This is a genomic window from Microcystis aeruginosa NIES-2549 (genome assembly GCF_000981785.2).
Classification (GTDB): domain Bacteria; phylum Cyanobacteriota; class Cyanobacteriia; order Cyanobacteriales; family Microcystaceae; genus Microcystis; species Microcystis aeruginosa_C.
In genome coordinates, this window is the sequence record NZ_CP011304.1 from 2,101,226 (window position 1) to 2,118,337 (window position 17,112).

A 17,112-nucleotide genomic window follows, 5' to 3' on the forward strand; every position below is an offset into this window, starting at 1 on the left:
ATTGGGCGTTACTTTCGATTTTATCACTCAATCCAAGCTTTTGGGGGGTTCTACCCCCCAAACCCCCCGTTGGGGGCGTGGCGCCGCCCCCAAACCCCCCGCGCATTAGTTTTTCGGTGGGATGCTTACACGCGATTGTTCATATTTTTGTACTAATTTAAGAGTCACTGATAATTGCTGATTGTCGGTATTTCTGCAAATGTGAGATGCACCCGTTTGCCACTGTCTTTTCACTGATTACTGTTTACTGTTTACTGATTACTGTTCACTGAAAGGGGTATTCGTGAGAGAGGAAGGGTAAAGGGATTAATTCTCCTGTTGCCTCGCCGATTTGTACTTTCAAACCCTCTCCTCCCGCTTTTGTTTTCACATAACCCAAGCCAAAATCCTCCAGCACACTGGTGAGTAAACCGACTTTTTGCGCTTCTAAAATAATCGGGGTATTGCTGGGGACGGGTTGGCTAAGTTTTATGCCCCAAAGTCTTTGTTTTACGCCTTTATAGGTGTTGAGACGGGCGATAGTTTCTTGACCAATATAACAGCCCTTATCAAAGACAATCGCTCGCCATAAACCGGCCTCTAAAGGGTTATAATCTTCAGTTAATTCTCGATCGACTGCCGGTCGGCCCTGATGGATTCTCAGGTATTCCCACACCTGCTCATCTGCGGGAGTAACGCCATTTTTTATTAAATTTTCCCAGAGGGGACCGGCTTCGGTGGCGGCAACGATTAAAGTATATCCGGGCAGATCTAAGCCGGTGCCGACGGCTACTCTCAGGGCGGGTTGAGAAAGGAGATAATGACTATGCTGCACCCCCGTTAAAATCTGCTCTGGAATGGCGATTTTTTGCAGGTATTGCCCGCTTTCAGTACCGATTAGGGTGACAATGCCAAAATTATCGGTTAAGTCGCTAATTTCCACCTTATCGAAGGGGAAAATATAGCGATCAATCAATTCCAGTAAAAATTGACGACGTTGGGGAGAAACGAGGATGAGGAGGGAATCATCGCCAGCGTAAACTGTGACAAAATCGAGGGTACGACCAGTAGAGTTAAGGAAAATTGTCTCACAACCCTGACCCGGTTTCAGGCGATCAATCGCGTTACTGGTTTGATTGTGGAGAAAACGCAGTCGGTCCTGGCCTTTTAATTCTAATAAACCCCAATCGGAGCGATCGATTAAAATTGTTTGGGATGCTAAACTTTGGGGATCATTGTGGTAATCTTTCAGAAAATTAGCGGCATACTCTGCCTTGATCGTTTCTAAATCTGCTTTCATGGAGGTAAATTAGCGAATAATTGCTTAATAATGCGCTCGGTTTTCGTTTCCAAACTCTGCCAATCTAGTTCACCGGTGGGATCGAGGAGACTGGTATCGATGGTGACGCTCTCTCCTTCATCGGTGGGATAATCGAGAAAACAGACTTGAAAACAAAGTTCCCAAATATTTACAGTAACGGAGCGATCGAGATAAGTCAAACAGAGCAGATAACTGGGATAGGGATCTTGAATTTCTGTATAAGTTCCTTTCCAGAGGGAATTTTCTAACTGTTTACGCAGATTATCCAGCACCCGAATAAATGCCGGCTGCATTAATAATTGTGCCTGTTCCCAAGCGGTAATATCTTTAAATTTTGGATTCATCTTATCAGTTATCAGTGATCAGTTATCAGTTATCAGTGATCAGATTTGAGGATTAAGTGGGGGGATCCCCCCTGCCCCCCTTGATAAGGGGGGATCTGACAATTTTTAACACCCACCTACTTATTAAGTGAGCAGTATTAAATAGACAAAGACATACATTTCAGCCCTAGAACTATTTTGTTTCACTCTTGGAGATGTCTAATGGCATTAACAGTGCTGTCTTTTCACTGTTCACTGTTTACTGTTCACTGGTTACTGATAACTGATAACTGATAACTGATTTAGGCTGTTACTAGGGTTGCTTCCTTAGCTGCCATCATTTTCATCAGGTCTAACATCCGGCAGGAATAACCCCACTCGTTATCGTACCAAGAGACGACCTTAAAGAAATTGGCATTAAGTTGAATGCCAGCTTTAGCATCAAAGATACTGGAACGGGGGTCAGTGATAAAGTCACTCGATACCACTTCCTCATCGGTATAACCGAGGATACCTTTCATCGGACCTTCGCTGGCGGCTTTCATAGCGGCGCAGATTTCCTCGTAACTGGTGGCTTTTTCGGTTTTAAAGGTTAAATCCACCGCCGAAACGTTGGGAGTTGGCACACGGAAGGCCATACCGGTTAATTTGCCTTTTAGGGAAGGAATAACTAGGGTTACTGCTTTGGCTGCTCCCGTGGAGGAGGGGATAATATTTTGACCAGCGCCGCGACCACCGCGCCAATCTTTTTTCGATGGACCATCCACGGTGGGTTGAGTGGCGGTCATCGAGTGTACCGTGGTCATTAATCCTTCCGCTAGTCCGAAGTTATCGTTAATAACTTTGGTGATCGGGGCTAAACAATTGGTGGTACAACTAGCGTTAGAGACGATCATATCTTTAGCGGGATCGTACTCATTGTCGTTAACGCCTAGTACAATGGTACGAATCTTGTCGGGATCTTTGGTGGGTGCGGAGATAACCACCCGTTTCGCCCCAGCTTCCAGGTGTTTTCCGGCCCCTTCGGCGGTGGTAAATAAACCAGTGGACTCGACCACATAATCGGCCCCGGTTGCACCCCAGGGCAGTTGGGCGGGGTCTTTAATCGAGTAACAGGGGATAAACTTACCATCCACGACGATGCCATCTTCTTTTGCTTCTACCGTACCCTGAAAACGTCCGTGGGTGGAGTCGTATTTGAGCAGATAGGCAATATTATCGGAGGGAACCAGATCATTAATACCAACAAACTCGAAATCAGGATTTTGGATACCCGCCCTAAAAACGAGGCGACCGATACGACCGAATCCGTTGATGGCGACTCTTACTTTTGTCATGAAAAAAACTCCTTTGCAGCTGCGATAAGCTTAGGCACGATCAAGAAAAAACAATCCGAGAATTGATTAGCCTGTAGAGAATCACTATATATGCTAATCAGCTTTTATCGATCGCTAGATGAAGTATAGAAAGATTTTAAGTTTCAGTGCTTCCAAGATAAAAAATCATCAATTTGCCACCCTAGTCGTCCCGTCGTCCCCGCCACCGGCATCAAGAAAACCTGATGTTAGCCCTTGCCGACCAACGAGAATCTGATTATATAGCCTTTTGGGAAAAGTTGACATTAAAAAATCATTAAAAGCTTTCTGAGAATTTGTGCATCCCTAAGTTAAGAAGATATTAATATGCCTTTAAAAGCCATTTAAAAAACCCCGCCAGACTGACATCAATTACCCAAGCCATATCAGTAAAATATAGCTTATTTTAATAGTTTTTTACGAACCAAAAGGTTAGAATCCTGATTATAGTTTGAAAACCGACCGAGGGTTAATAGATGTTCCCCCTCGATAATCTGGAGAAATTGTCTATCAACTCTCTTAATCTTATCCCTGATATTCGAGAAATATTCATGGTATTCGCACCAGAAATATCCTTGACAGAGCAAAATACTCTTTAGTTTTCACGCTATCATGATAAATATCTTTGGCCAGCATTTTTATTATATCAGTTTTTTCCACTGTTCACTGTTCACTGAATAAAAGGCACACAAGCAAGTATTTTTGGTTATTGATAATTTTTTCTTCTCGTGGCTTTTTGTTTGCTGGTAGGGAGTAAAGGGGCGGTTAATTTTTCATAGAGTTCAAAGAGGTATTCAATCCGATTTAATTCACTGGTAAAGAGTTGGGGACGATAACACAAATCAACGGCTTTGTCAAGTTTTTGGTGAGCTTTGAGCAAGTCGGGAGGCATGGTTAAATGATCGTATAAATCCGCAAGGCTACTATCAGGATATTTTGCCCTAGTATCTAGCACAGCTTGAGCGCAAGTTTCGACGGTTTGTTTTTGTTTGTCGGTGATATTTTCTGGAAAGGGAAAATTATTATAAACGATGGTGTTTGAATAACGGTAATCACTTTTTAATCTTCCGCAAACATATTTAACCCATGCCATGTGCATCTCTGAAGTAAGAATACCAAATAAAGATAAATCAGCATTGGCAACAAAGAGACAACTATCACTAGCAATATAATCTGGACTAAAGAAACCTATTGGAATATATTTTCTTCTTTCAGATGAGACACGGGGAACAAGTAAATAATTAGTATCAGGTTGTCTATTTTCTCCAAAAAGAGTTGGGAATTTAGATAATTCTTGAGTGGTTTTTCGATTGCTTTCACTTCGCACTTTTCTAACTTCTTCAACTCTTCTATAAATTTCTTTTGACTTCTTTAATTCTTGAGGTTGAATATCAGCAAGCCAAAGACAATAACGAGAATAACCATTAATAAATTCTTGCGCTCCTGTATAGCGTCTTATCCATTTATCAGCATCAGGTTCATTTTTAACTAATTCTTCTTTTTCAGATTGTAAAAGAATAAGATGCCCACCATCATTTGGCATACTTCCAAAGTTTATTTCTGGAACAGATGAAATGGTTTTTCTTCTACTTAAAATTACTAAGTCATTACCCTCAACTAGGTAAGGATTAATATTTTTAACCTTTCTTTCTGTCGGTTCTCCTTTAATATCAGCATAATCAAAAATACGTTTATTGTCAATATCTTCTAGCCCAAAACCAATAATAACACAATGAACTGCGGCGTTTCCTTTTGCTTCATTGCTCCAGCTAAAAGTTCGATGGGCAAAATGAATTTTTATTTTATATTTTTGATAAAGTTCTTGCCAAATAATCCCAACTTGTTCACCCTGAGAAATAGAATTTGTACTAACTAAAGCGCAACGAATTAAACTATTTTGAATAAATTCAGCCGCTTTAATATACCATGCCGTCACATAATCTAAAACACCTGCTCCTTTAATGTCCCCTAAAACATGATTCATGTCAGCCTTTTGGTCGGCATTTTGTAACTGTTTCCCCACAAAAGGAGGATTTCCTAAAATAAAATTGAGCTTCTCTTTTGATATAACTTCCTCCCAATCAATCCGCAAGGCATTTCCATTAACAATCTTTGCCGCTTTCTTTAATGGTAAACGCACAAAATACTGACCAAAAGTATTACTAACTTTAATATTCATCTGATGATCAATTAACCCCATCGCCACCTCTGCCACCCTCACCGCAAACTCATCGTATTCAATACCCGCAAACTGATTAACATCTACCTGAATAATAGCACTAATATCTGTTACTAACTGCCCCGTTTTATCTAACTCCTGTAATACCAAAATCTCTAAATCGCGTAACTCCCGATAGGTAATAATTAAAAAGTTGCCGCAACCACAGGCAGGATCAAGAAAATATAAATTAGCAATCTTTTTGTGAAATTCTAGTAATTTATTGCGATGGCCTTTAATCTTCTCAAATTCTCTGTGTAAATCATCTAAAAATAACGGTTTAATCACCTTTTGAATGTTCTTCTCGGAGGTATAATGCGCCCCTAAATTGCGTCGCTCTTTTGGATTCATTACCGCTTGAAACATAGAGCCAAAAATAGCAGGGGAAATTTTTCCCCAATCAAAAGCACAAGCTTCTAATAACATGACTCTCATCTTGCTATCAAAAGCCGCTAAGGGTAATGACTCCTCAAATAACTTGCCATTTATGTAGGGAAATTGAGTTAAATTCTCATCGATATTTTTTAATCGTTTTTCTTCTGGTGTATTCAAAACCTGAAAAATAGAAGCGATGTGCATCGCCAAATCACTGCCATCTTCTTTGGTATGTATATCAATATATTCCCAGAAAATCCCCTGATTAAAAATACCCGTATCATCGGCAAATAAACAAAATAATAAACGCACTAGATAAACTTCTAAATCATGCCCCATATAACCAATTTCTTTGAGGCAATCATGAAGTTTTCCCATTAACTCGGCTGCTTGAATATTGACGGAATCTTCGTCTTTATAAACTCGCTTTTCGTAACCAGCAATAAAATCAAATAAATGAACATTATCAACAAAATTACTTAATTCAAATTCCCATTGATTGCCCGAATCTAAATCATATAATTTAAACCGTTGAAAATCCGAGACTAAAATATAACGCGGTAACTCATGTTCCTTTAAATTGGGAAAATAATCCTTAGCCTGTTGTGGGGCTTTTTCTAAATCTTTACCCTTCGATTTATGCTCAACTAAAATCGTTCCTTTCCAGAGTAAATCAATAAAACCCTGTTTATTATCGGCTTTTTTTATCGGTTGCTCAAAACTGGCTACCCTACGCCGTGAAATGCCAAAGACATGAAAAAACTCATTCCAAAAAGACTGAGATTCTGCCTTTTCTGAAGTCTCTCCTTGCCACTCTTTTTGAAAAGCGATGGCGCGATTTTTAATTTCATTCCAACTTAAAGGCATGGTTTTAATTCCTTCCCTACCCCCCTACGAGTCGGGGTAGGGAATCTGGCACATTCGTTGAAATAATCTTGATTAAAGTCTCTGGTCTTGATTTTGGGGATAACTGGGGAATAGATCTCTGGGGAAATCCTCGGCACTTAAACAGGTTTGTAAAGCTTGGGAGGGATTATTTTTGTCCACATCACGACTGACAGCGATAACGCACTCGGAAAAGCGACCGGGTAATAAACTTTGACGACAGGAATCTAAAATCTGTTTAGAAATCCCTAATTTATCGGGTTCCTTGGCTGTTTCTGTTTGTTTGGAGGAATTAGCGGCAAACAAGGGGGCAGCGCGATGGATATCGACCACACAATTCCCTAGGTCGATGGGACGACGCACTTGAAAACAAGCTTGCAGAGCCAGATTACCATCGATCGGGGTTTTGGATTTAATCATCACCACACACCGGGATAATTCTTTAGGAATTAATGCTTCTGAACAAGCGGTGGCGGCATCTTCGGGACTCACTCCCGTGCGGACAATCTGACTGATACAGGCGCTAAATTGATTATTTTTGCCAAATGCGATCGCTGTTCGGTTCATTTCTACTAAGCCAAGGGAAATAGCAGCGATCGCGCTCCAACTAGCAATTTTTTTAATATGGTTTTTCATTGTTTGCTCACACCCAAGATTTTAAGGCTAACTCGCCACGATCTTAACAGATTCACGGGGAACAGGGAACACAGAGAAGGGGGAATGGGGAATGGGGTAGGGTTGATTCATGAATCAACCCTACCTTGAATCAACCCTAGGGAGATGGGGGGATAGGGAATGGGGAAATTCAACTAATACCCCAAAACCCTAAAACCCCAACCCCCAACACCCAAGGACCAAAATTAGTATTCTGGTACAGAAGAATCGACTTCGCGACTCCAGGCGCTGATGCCACCTTTGACGTTAATTCCTTCGATACCTGCGTCTTTGAGGATAGCGAGGGCTTTAGCGGAACGTCCCCCCATCTTACAATGGGCGATAAGACGATAACCGTTGACTAATTCCTTAATTTTGGGAATTGCCGAACCATTTTCGATATCGGGTAGGGGAATTAATACCGAGTTGGGAATCTTAGCGATTTGGTACTCGTTGGGATTACGCACATCGATGAGAATGTAATCATTGGCATTGCTGTCAATTAGTGCTTTTAACTCTACTACGGTCATTTCTGTCATTTTTTGCTGTTCTGCTGCTTCTTGTGCTTTTGCTTGCGGAATACCGCAGAATTGTTCGTAATCAATTAGTTTTTCAATAACGGGACGGATAGGATTCGGGCGCAATTTTAACTCGCGGAATTTCATTTCCCAAGCATTGTAAAGCAGTAAACGACCACTGAGGGTATCCGGAGCGCCGAGGATAATTTTAATGGCTTCTGTGGCTTGAATTGTGCCGATTACTCCGGGTAAAACCCCTAAAACGCCGCCTTCGGCACAGGAGGGAACCATCCCCGGTGGTGGCGGTTCGGGATAGAGATCGCGGTAGTTGGGACCGCCTTGGTAGTTAAAAACGGTTGCTTGTCCTTCAAAGCGGAAAATTGAGCCATAGACGTTGGGTTTGTCGAGAAGAACACAAGCATCATTAGTCAGATAACGGGTGGGGAAATTATCGGTCCCGTCGATAACTACATCATAGGGGGCTAAAATGTCAAGGGCATTTTCGGAACTTATGCGGGTTTCGTACAAATCCACCTGACAATAGGGGTTAATTTCTAGAATTCTGTCCTTAGCGGAAACAATTTTCGGTTTACCTACCCAAGAAGTGCCGTGAATAATTTGACGTTGCAGATTGGAACTATCGACGATATCGAAGTCAACAATACCGATTCTACCGATGCCAGCCGCCGCTAGATAGAGTAAAAGCGGGGAACCGAGTCCCCCGGTGCCGATGCAGAGAACACTGGCGGCTTTTAGTTTTTTTTGACCTTCTAAGCCCACTTCGGGCAGAATAATGTGTCGAGAGTAGCGTTGAACCTCCTCTTTGGAAAGTTCGATCGCCGCGAGATTAGGATTTAGCATAGATTGGGTAAATAGTGAAACCTCACTCGATTCGGGCTAGAATTTCGTCTCAGCACGGTTTAGAGACAAAAATCAGGAAGACTCGATCGCTTCCTGGATTTTTAATTCTTTCTATGCCTATGATAGTGTGAGGGTCTGGCTCCGTGTTGTTAATATTAGTTAACTTTCTCCTGCTACTTGGGCGCGGTATTCACTAGCGGAGAGGGTATCAGCCAAGGCAGTATCGGGATTTTCTACCCGCACTTTTAATAACCAACCCTCCCCGTGGGGATCATCGGCAATTAATTCGGGGGAGTCAATCATCGCTTGATTGCGATCGACTACGGTTCCCGAGACGGGAGGATAAAGATCTTCTACCGCTTTTACCGATTCAATCGTGCCGAAACTACTACCTACTTCCAGCGCCTCTCCCAATTCGGGCAATTCTAGAAACACGATATCACCCAATTGATCGACGGCAAAAGCACTAATTCCCAAGGTAGCGATTTCACCTTCGAGTCTGACGTATTCGTGGGTTTCTAGGTATCTCAAATCCTCGGGATATTCCAGTTCCATCGTCTGTCTCTAAATATTTACAGCATCAGTTAGTTTACTAGATTTCTTGGGGAAAATGTTGATCGCCTAGGGCTGTTTTATTGCCAACCCTACCTAGACAAAATTAATTACACCGATCGAACCCTGATTAAACAGCTAGAATTGGTCTAGGTCGATCGGGGAACGCTGGAATACTCGAACAGTGCAACAGTAAGGGTTAGCTGCTTTTTTAGCTCACTTATGTTAAATCCCATCTTAGATCATCGTGGTGGCGAACATCAAACCATAAGAGCCTTTTTTGAGCCAAAAACCATCGCTGTGGTGGGATTTAATCGCCAAAATCCCCAACTCGATCGCACTCTTTTAAATAATCTCCATCATAATCCCGGTCAGCACCGCCTTTATCTAGTTAATCCTCACCCCGAAAACTGGCTCGATCTTCCCAGCTATAGCAGTTTACCAGATATCCAGGCGGCGATCGATCTGGTAATTATCACCGCCCCTGCTCCCGAAATTCCCGCTATTATCGCCCAATCTGTCGAAAAACAGGTTAAATGCGCCCTGATTCTCTCCACGGGTTTTCGGGAAACTGGACAGATAGGGGAAAATTTACTCAGGGAAATTAAAGCGATCGCTGGTCAAAAATTACGCATTATCGGTCCCCATAGCTCAGGAATCTGCAATCTCAGCCAAAATCTTAACGCTACCTTTTCCCCGATCCTGCCGAAACCCGGTTCAATTGCCCTGATTAGTCAAAGTGGGGCGATCGCTGCTGCCGTGCTTGATTGGAGTTTAAGCGAAAATGTCGGTTTTAGTCACTTTATCTCCCTCGGAGTCCTTTTAGATGTGGATTGGGGCGAATTACTCTATTATTTGGGAGACGATCCCCAAACCAAAAGCATCGTTATCTACCTGGAATCCCTGAATAATGCCCGCTCTTTTCTGTCCTCAGCCCGAGAAGTTGCCCTAAATAAACCAATTATCGCCATTAGTCGCCACAGTACCGACTTTGACCCCACTTCTCTTTCCCATGCTGGCAAATTGACCAGCGATCAGCTAACTCTCTCCGCTGCCTTTGCTCGCTGTGGCATTGTGGAAGTACAAAGACTGGCCGATCTCTTGAATATCACGCAAGTTTTAGCGAAAATTCCCCGATTTCCCCGGGGAAAACGCTTGACAATCATCAGCAATGGTGTTGCTCCCGCTCTTTTAGCGGCCTCGGCTTTACTGGCGGAGGATGGACAACTGGCAACCCTTACCCCCGCAACGATCGCACAACTAGCGCCTCTTGTTCCCGCGGATATTGTCCCACGAAATCCCATCGATCTGCGTCGCGGCAGCGATCCCGATAGCTACGCTCGCGCCCTAGAGATCGCTTTAGCGGATGCACATACCGACGCGGTGTTGATGATTCTCTCGCCTCGCTTTAACACCGATCTGCGAGAAATTGCCCTTAATATCGCTTTAATTGCTCAAAATAGCACAAAACCCATTTTAGCAAGTTTGATGGGGGGAGAGGGCATTGCAGAGGCAGTAGCGTTATTAAATCAGCAGGGTATCCCCACCTATCGCTATCCCGATTCGGCAGCCCGGGTGTTTAATTTGCTCTGGAAATATGAAGAGAATCTGCGCGGTCTTTATCAAACGCCAATTTTAACCAATTCCAGGGAAAATGGCTCCGATCTAGTTTTAGTGAGCCAGATTATCGAGCAAGCAGGGGATAGAACAATTCTCAGTGAGCCAGAGTCTTTAGATATACTCAAAGCTTATGGAATCCCTGTTATTGTCACTAAAATTGCTGAAAGTGCCGCAGAAGCAGTTAATCTCGCTGAATCTCTCGGTTATCCCGTGGTGATGAAACTGTATTCGAGGACGATTATCCATAAAAGTGCGGTGGGTGGGGTACAATGGCCGCTTTTTTCCCCTAGGGCAGTGGTGCAAGCGTATCAAGCGATCGAAGCTAATGTTAGCGCACAAGTGGGTGGGGAGCATTTTCTCGGGGTGAGTATTCAACCGATGTTAGAGATCGATCGAGGATATGAGTTAATTATCGGCTCTAATTACGATGATCAGTGCGGACCGGTGATAATTTTCGGCACTGGTGGCCGTTTGGTCGATATTTTTCAAGATTACGCCACCGCTCTACCTCCTTTAAATACTAATCTCGCTCGCCGACTTTTAGAAAAAACCAAGATTTATCGGGCTTTTCAGGGATTAAATGGGCTTAAATCGCTTAATTTAGCGAATTTGGAGCAAATAATCGTTAGATTTAGTCACCTAGTTAGTGAACAGCCTCGCATTAAAACTATCGATATTAATCCTTTTTTTGCCGATTCAGAGCAATTAATCGCCCTTTCCGCTTCTATCCTTCTTCATCCTCCAACTACTCCCCCAGAAAAGTTATCTCATCCGGCGATTCGTCCCTATCCCGAACATTATATAGGGCTTTGGACGACGAAAAGAGGCTTAAAGGTGCTAATTCGTCCGATTCGGGCAGCGGATGAGCCTTTAGTGCGACAATTTCACCATTATCTCTCGGAAGAAACCATTTATTATCGTTATTTTCATCTTGTCAATCTCGATCGCCAAACCGCTTATGATCGTCTTACGCGCATTTGTTTTATTGACTACGATCGAGTAATGAGCTTAGTGGTAGAGATTAATAACGATCAGACGGAAGAGCCAGAAATTATCGCTATAGGACGCTTAAATAAACTGCACGGCGTTAATGTGGCGGAATTTGACCTATTAGTTAGGGATGACTATCAAGGTCAGGGTATTGGTACAGAATTACTACGGCGTTTAGTCACTATTGGCAAAAAGGAAGGATTAGAGGGAATCGAAGGGGAAATTTTAAGGGATAATCGCGCTATGCAGATGATAGCCGCTAAAGTAGGGTTTTCTCTCTATAAAACTGCCGATTTTGTCAAAGTGGAACTTGAATTATGAAGCCTTTTTGACGAGCTTATCACTAATTTTCTGGCTGAATTGTTTGGGCTAATCCTTGCTCTAAAGTAAAGGGAGGTTGCCAATCGAGGGTTTTTTGAATATAGCTAGAGTCAACGGCAAGAGAACCAAGCAAGCGATCGATATTATAGCTGTTAAAAGGGAGATTTTTCCCTGTGATGGATTCTACTCTATCACCCAGATAACCTAAGAATCTAAGTAAGGTAGTGGGGACGGGCAGCAATCGACAGGGTTGTTGAATTTGTTGAGCAATGAGTCGAATTAATTGGGGAGTAGAAACAGCTTGGTTATCGCTAATTAAAAAAATTTGATTAGCGGCATTAGGATGATCTAAACAGGTAATAATGGCAGCAACTAAGTTACCCACAAAGACAAAACTACGATGATTTTTGATCGCACCAAAAGGTAAAGGTAATCCCCGTTTAATTAGTTTCATCAAGCGGTCCATATTAGCGCGATTGCCTAGTCCGTAAACTAGAGTAGGACGAAGGATCGTCCAAATCATGTTACTATCTTTTGCTAGTTCAATTAAAGCTTGTTCTGCTTGCAATTTGCTACGACCATAGGGACTATCGGGGTGACAGGGAGAATTTTCGTTAAGAATATCATCACTTTCGGCAGCCATAGCATGAATAGAACTGACAAAAATAAAGTGCTTAACTCCCGCTTTTAGCGACTGCTTCACTAGGTTAATAGTCCCCTTAGTGTTAACTTTTATAAATGCTGCTTCTGGATTGGATATAGTCTCATGAAGGATATGAGCGCGTCCTGCTAGATGAATAACGGTATCAATGCCTAGCAATGCTTCTTGCCAATCGGTCATATCATCAATTTCACCCACCTGAACGGTCTTAATTGACAGGGCTGCGGGAAACTCAAATTTCTGGCGAATTGCAGCTGTTATCTGGTAGTTATGTTGATGTAAAGTTGGCAGTAAGTGGCTGCCAATAAAGCCAGTAGAACCTGTAACTAAAACGTTTTTCATTATTAATTATTCAATTAATTTTAGTAAAATTTCCAACCATGTTTATTGAAAAAATACACGGCAGATTGAGCAAAAACTATAGCCAGTTTAGTCGAGTTGTGCGCTCCTCTTGCCCAATGATGATAAATATTCACATGGGGATAAAGTATGGTTTTATATTTTTTAGACATTCTAAGGGTCAAATCATAATCTTCAAAATACATAAACATATTTTTATCAAAGTAGCCAATATCATCTAAATATTTTCTGTTAAATAGCATAAAACAACCACTAATAATCGGTACTTCTATTATCTGGTTATAGCTAATATCTCTCATTTCATACCAGTCCAATCTCTTTTTGAAAAGAAATTGCATTTTTTTTGGTATAAAACGTCTAATAAATAAGGTCAAAACTGTGGGTTGACGCTTACAAAGGTATTGGATGTCCCCATTAGGGTAAGATATTTTTGGAGTAATCAATCCCACATCTTGATGCTTATCGAGGTAGTGAATAAGTTCAGTGATCACATTATTATCAAAATAAACATCTGGATTGATAACTAAATGATAATCATAATTTTTAGCCCCAGTAATAGCTAGGTTATGTCCTTGACCAAAACCAACGTTATTACCATTATTGAAGTAATAATCTATATCGTATCCCTGAAAATTATCGAATATTTTTTTGAATTCATCGGTGGGAGAATTATCTACTACTGATAAATTAATTTCTATGGGTGTGCTGAACAGAGATTTAATTGCTTGAATAACTATCTCTGGGTCATTTTTGTAAAGGACAAGGGAGGCACTAAGTTTCATGGTTTGTACTGATAAATTTAGTTTTTAGTTTTGATTCCTTAAATTACTACTTTTAGTAATTTGATGGGAAAAGTTCAGTTGTTTTTTCCAATTCGCCAAGTATTAATAGTAATGCTTTTTATTTAAACTGAGTATTTCCAGAACAGATAAAAGTTTTTTTTAAAATTACCATAGCTAAATTTTTAAACAAAGAGTATCTCCACTTAAGTACTTTAATAATAGCAGCATGATGGTCTGATGTAACATTATTACTGTGTCTTCGATATTTAATCAATGGTTTGTCTATATAGAATGTTTGTCCATAAATTTCATTGACCAATCCTATCCACATATCGTGCATTGGTATATCTTTTGGAAAAGGTAGAAAATAATTCAGCATTTCTCTCCTAAAAGCTAAGGCACATCCACGAAATCTCGGTTTGATTAAATTAGGAAGCATCCCGGCAGTAAATTCACTTATTAACTGTGAATCGTAAATTAAATTATCATCTTCATCAATCACCTGTAAATTACTAATAACTAACGTCACTTCTTTTTGTTGAGTGAATATGTTGACAAATTCTGAGATTTTATCAGGACACCAAATATCATCTTGATCACAGAGGAAAATTATATCCCCTTCAGCATTAGTTATCGATTTTTCAAAGTTTTTAATTGCTCCTAAGTTTCTGGTATTTTCCCATAATTTTATCCGAGAATCAGTAAATTTATGAATCAAGTTCACCGTTTGATCGGATGAACAATCATCAACTATTACCAGTTCATCATTATATGATAGCTGGGGAAGAATAGATTGTATTTGCTTCTCTATAAATCTAGAGCCATTGTAGGTAGCCATGCAAACTGAAATTTTCATAATTAATTTCTCTCAATCAAATTAACAGACTAATAGTTAATATTTTCATGATTAGGCTCGAAAAAGCCATCTAAAATTTGAATAAAAACTAGACTGCTCTTATTGTATCTGCCTTGAAATAGTAGGTTGATGATTAGATACTTAATCATTTTTATTCTACTAAAGGAGATTTTTTGAGTCTTCAGATAACTGCTAAACTCTGGAAAGCAATGGGGCTTTTCTCCTGAATAGCTGAAGAAAAACTGAACAATTTTAAAATCAGCATTTATTCTAAAAAGTAACCTATTTTTCAGTCTAAGCAATAATAAATAAAGGGATGAAATTTTATAAAGCTTTTGGTAGTATTGCCTATATTTTATCCCTTCTTCTAGCGCAGTAACTCTAGAACTCGAGTTACCCGCTAGTAAATTGTTTTGATGAATTGTTTGTCCAGCTAGAACTTCCTCAATTTTAACAAGTTTAAACCCTGCTAGAGCGGCTCTAGTAAAAAATTCATTATCAGCAACTAGCGTATAATCTAAGTTAAAGTTACCAATTTTTTCAAATACATTTCTTCTGATAAAAACCGTAGGCTGTGGTAGGTTATAATCAGACAGTAGATCGTATTTGCTCAATTTCATCCAAGGTAGCAACTCTAAATTTGCTGACGGATAGTATAAGTTAACCCAGTCTCCGTAAACGATATCGGCATCAGTGCTGTTAAAGACATCAACAACTGTTTCTATGGTGTAGGGAAAATAAAAATCATCCGTATTAAGATAGGCAATTATATCACCGTTGGCCAAGCTAATACCTTTATTGACAGCATCATAAATGCCTTCATCTTGTTCAGATATCCAGCGGAGATTATATTTTGTTTCCTCATTCCTCAGTATCTCAACAGTATTGTCCTTTGAAGCAGCATCTACCACTATATGTTCCCAATTTGTATAGGATTGTTTCTTAATAGAATTTATACACTGGGAAATAATCCAAGCTCTGTTGTAACTGGGAGTGATAACAGTAACTAAACTAACAGGATCAAACATAGTTTTCTACTTTTTTTATTTCCTGAACTGTGATTGATTGATATTTGGGAACAGATAATATGTTTTTTCTTCGAGATAATGTATATGAAAGCTTAAAACATTGACTAGCTACCATTCAGCATAAGTTTTTCTCTTTTTTTCATTTAAACATAACGAAAAACAGTAGGATATAAAGAAAAATACTGAAGATATTAAGGTTTGATATATAAAATACTCAGAATCTACAAAAAAGCTCAGAGAGTTGCTTGCCATACTATAAATCCAAATATCCTTTATTGATAAGTTATTAGATTTCATGTATCTTATTTTTAATAAGCAAAATGTTGTTAAAGTAATATATATCGGAGCTAATAAGGGGCTGAAAAACATAAGTGACTGGAGATGTATCATGAAATTTGGTCCCTGAGAAAAACTTAATGTTCTTCCCACTGCTAATTCCATTAATTTCCATCCTAAGCTCTGATTTTTTTCATCACTATCACCAATACGGTTTAAGAAAACTCCGAAGTTATATTTGATAAAACCCCAAGTATCAATGAACTTATCACCATCCAATTTCACAAAGTAATCTAGGCCATCAGCATTTGCAAAAATTCTGTTTAATATCACCGACCATCCATCATTCAAGTTAATATCCCCAGTTTTGCTCATATATAGTGCTGTTACTAATACTAGAGAAAGTATTGTCATAGGAGCGGCAATTAATAACATCCTATTAAACAATCTGTTAGTATTCTTTTGATTTATATATCTCCGGAAATAGAAACAAAAAAACCCCAAAGAAAGAAGCATACTCATTGCTGCACTCCTACTTCCTGTGACAGTATTAATTATTAAATTATGTACTAATAAAGACATTACTAATATTCTTAAGATCATTCTTTTTTCAAAAAAACAAACATAGAATGAAATATACTCATACACTGGATATAACATGATTATTGCAATAGTTCCGTATAAAGGTCTCCCTCTGTCCAAGAGTTCAAATTTATACATGACCGAAGCAAATAGTCCGTTATTCAATAAGGAATTCCACTTATTAATATAATCTGAAAAGAACAAAATTAAAAAAGCAATAATTAGTAAAAAGTAGTGAAAGTAATTAGGTTGTTTGGCTAATAATAATATTGAATTTTCTCTTATTCTTTGTTTAGAAAAAACAAATAGATTGAATGTATAATATAAAGAAACTAGACAGAAGAAAAATGTCCACGCATTGTCGCTGTACTCCAATAATAACTCGAAGCAAACAGCATTCATTGAAGAAATCCATACAAGATGATACAAAAGAGGATCAAAAACACTATAAATCTTTCTTCTAAAAATATTTATATTGATAAAAAGACCAATAAAAAATACTAAATACAATCTCCACAATACATAGTCATTAATATCAAAATAGTTCATATTGTAACTTTAAAATTTGAATTATATCGAGAGTTTTTGTCACCTG

Annotated in this window: 13 protein-coding genes; 1 reads left to right on the top strand and 12 read right to left on the bottom strand. The window is 39.7% G+C overall.

All coding sequences use genetic code 11. The features are described 5' to 3' along the window. Positions 1-265 precede the first annotated feature (265 nt). The 7 genes from myaer_RS10390 to gcvH form a co-directional block, all read right to left on the bottom strand. A complete protein-coding gene (locus myaer_RS10390; RefSeq protein ID WP_046662031.1) occupies positions 266-1,279 on the bottom strand; it encodes a YgfZ/GcvT domain-containing protein in 1,014 nt (337 codons plus the stop codon). Beyond that, the gene (locus tag myaer_RS10395; RefSeq protein ID WP_002802888.1) at positions 1,276-1,644 is read right to left on the bottom strand and encodes a hypothetical protein; all 369 of its coding nucleotides are present in this window, start codon (positions 1,642-1,644) and stop codon (positions 1,276-1,278) included. The genes myaer_RS10390 and myaer_RS10395 overlap by 4 nt, the downstream gene beginning before the upstream one ends. Before the next feature lie 281 nt (positions 1,645-1,925). Continuing rightward, positions 1,926-2,960: a type I glyceraldehyde-3-phosphate dehydrogenase gene (gene gap / locus myaer_RS10400; RefSeq protein WP_046662032.1), complete on the bottom strand. Its 1,035-nt coding sequence runs from the start codon at positions 2,958-2,960 to the stop codon at positions 1,926-1,928. Positions 2,961-3,684: 724 nt separating this feature from the next. Continuing rightward, positions 3,685-6,438, bottom strand: a complete 2,754-nt coding sequence (locus tag myaer_RS10405; RefSeq protein WP_046662033.1) for a DNA methyltransferase — start codon at positions 6,436-6,438, stop codon at positions 3,685-3,687. A gap of 72 nt (positions 6,439-6,510) precedes the next feature. Continuing rightward, positions 6,511-7,092 (bottom strand): hypothetical protein, encoded by a 582-nt coding sequence (locus myaer_RS10410; protein WP_046662034.1) that lies wholly within the window; start codon positions 7,090-7,092, stop codon positions 6,511-6,513. Positions 7,093-7,316: 224 nt separating this feature from the next. After that, positions 7,317-8,489 (bottom strand): molybdopterin-synthase adenylyltransferase MoeB, encoded by a 1,173-nt coding sequence (moeB, locus tag myaer_RS10415; RefSeq protein WP_046662035.1) that lies wholly within the window; start codon positions 8,487-8,489, stop codon positions 7,317-7,319. A gap of 159 nt (positions 8,490-8,648) precedes the next feature. After that, positions 8,649-9,044, bottom strand: a complete 396-nt coding sequence (gene gcvH / locus myaer_RS10420) for a glycine cleavage system protein GcvH (protein WP_002737085.1) — start codon at positions 9,042-9,044, stop codon at positions 8,649-8,651. A gap of 219 nt (positions 9,045-9,263) precedes the next feature. Between gcvH and myaer_RS10425 the strand changes: the two genes are divergently transcribed. Next, positions 9,264-11,972 carry a bifunctional acetate--CoA ligase family protein/GNAT family N-acetyltransferase gene (locus tag myaer_RS10425; protein ID WP_046662036.1) on the top strand — a complete coding sequence of 903 codons (2,709 nt, stop codon included), beginning with the start codon at positions 9,264-9,266 and terminating at the stop codon, positions 11,970-11,972. A 22-nt stretch (positions 11,973-11,994) separates the two neighbouring features. Here the strand turns inward: myaer_RS10425 and myaer_RS10430 are convergent, their stop codons facing one another. The 5 genes from myaer_RS10430 to myaer_RS21195 all read right to left on the bottom strand — a co-directional run bounded on the left by myaer_RS10430 (position 11,995) and on the right by myaer_RS21195 (position 16,517). Continuing rightward, the gene (locus myaer_RS10430) at positions 11,995-12,975 is read right to left on the bottom strand and encodes an NAD-dependent epimerase/dehydratase family protein (protein WP_046662037.1); all 981 of its coding nucleotides are present in this window, start codon (positions 12,973-12,975) and stop codon (positions 11,995-11,997) included. Positions 12,976-12,995: 20 nt separating this feature from the next. After that, positions 12,996-13,775 carry a glycosyltransferase gene (locus tag myaer_RS10435; RefSeq protein ID WP_046662038.1) on the bottom strand — a complete coding sequence of 260 codons (780 nt, stop codon included), beginning with the start codon at positions 13,773-13,775 and terminating at the stop codon, positions 12,996-12,998. Between the two features lie 118 nt (positions 13,776-13,893). Further along, positions 13,894-14,631, bottom strand: coding sequence for a glycosyltransferase family 2 protein (locus tag myaer_RS10440; RefSeq protein WP_046662039.1), 738 nt, complete (start codon positions 14,629-14,631; stop codon positions 13,894-13,896). 29 nt (positions 14,632-14,660) lie between these two features. Further along, positions 14,661-15,659, bottom strand: coding sequence for a glycosyltransferase family 2 protein (locus myaer_RS10445; RefSeq protein WP_052734176.1), 999 nt, complete (start codon positions 15,657-15,659; stop codon positions 14,661-14,663). Positions 15,660-15,767: 108 nt separating this feature from the next. Then, complete coding sequence (locus myaer_RS21195; protein ID WP_149039025.1) at positions 15,768-16,517, bottom strand: hypothetical protein; 750 nt, start codon at positions 16,515-16,517, stop codon at positions 15,768-15,770. Positions 16,518-17,112 lie beyond the last annotated feature (595 nt).

What these genes read in the sequence shown, in the direction of transcription:
- myaer_RS10395 (WP_002802888.1), bottom strand. Translation starts at nt 1,644, where the DNA reads ATGAATCCAAAATTTAAAGATATTACCGCTTGGGAACAGGCACAATTA.
- gcvH (WP_002737085.1), bottom strand. Translation starts at nt 9,044, where the DNA reads ATGGAACTGGAATATCCCGAGGATTTGAGATACCTAGAAACCCACGAA.
- myaer_RS10435 (WP_046662038.1), bottom strand. Translation starts at nt 13,775, where the DNA reads ATGAAACTTAGTGCCTCCCTTGTCCTTTACAAAAATGACCCAGAGATA.
- myaer_RS10440 (WP_046662039.1), bottom strand. Translation starts at nt 14,631, where the DNA reads ATGAAAATTTCAGTTTGCATGGCTACCTACAATGGCTCTAGATTTATA.
- myaer_RS10410 (WP_046662034.1), bottom strand. Translation starts at nt 7,092, where the DNA reads ATGAAAAACCATATTAAAAAAATTGCTAGTTGGAGCGCGATCGCTGCT.
- gap (WP_046662032.1), bottom strand. Translation starts at nt 2,960, where the DNA reads ATGACAAAAGTAAGAGTCGCCATCAACGGATTCGGTCGTATCGGTCGC.
- myaer_RS21195 (WP_149039025.1), bottom strand. Translation starts at nt 16,517, where the DNA reads ATGTCTTTATTAGTACATAATTTAATAATTAATACTGTCACAGGAAGT.
- myaer_RS10430 (WP_046662037.1), bottom strand. Translation starts at nt 12,975, where the DNA reads ATGAAAAACGTTTTAGTTACAGGTTCTACTGGCTTTATTGGCAGCCAC.
- myaer_RS10405 (WP_046662033.1), bottom strand. Translation starts at nt 6,438, where the DNA reads ATGCCTTTAAGTTGGAATGAAATTAAAAATCGCGCCATCGCTTTTCAA.
- myaer_RS10390 (WP_046662031.1), bottom strand. Translation starts at nt 1,279, where the DNA reads ATGAAAGCAGATTTAGAAACGATCAAGGCAGAGTATGCCGCTAATTTT.
- myaer_RS10445 (WP_052734176.1), bottom strand. Translation starts at nt 15,659, where the DNA reads ATGTTTGATCCTGTTAGTTTAGTTACTGTTATCACTCCCAGTTACAAC.
- myaer_RS10425 (WP_046662036.1), top strand. Translation starts at nt 9,264, where the DNA reads ATGTTAAATCCCATCTTAGATCATCGTGGTGGCGAACATCAAACCATA.
- moeB (WP_046662035.1), bottom strand. Translation starts at nt 8,489, where the DNA reads ATGCTAAATCCTAATCTCGCGGCGATCGAACTTTCCAAAGAGGAGGTT.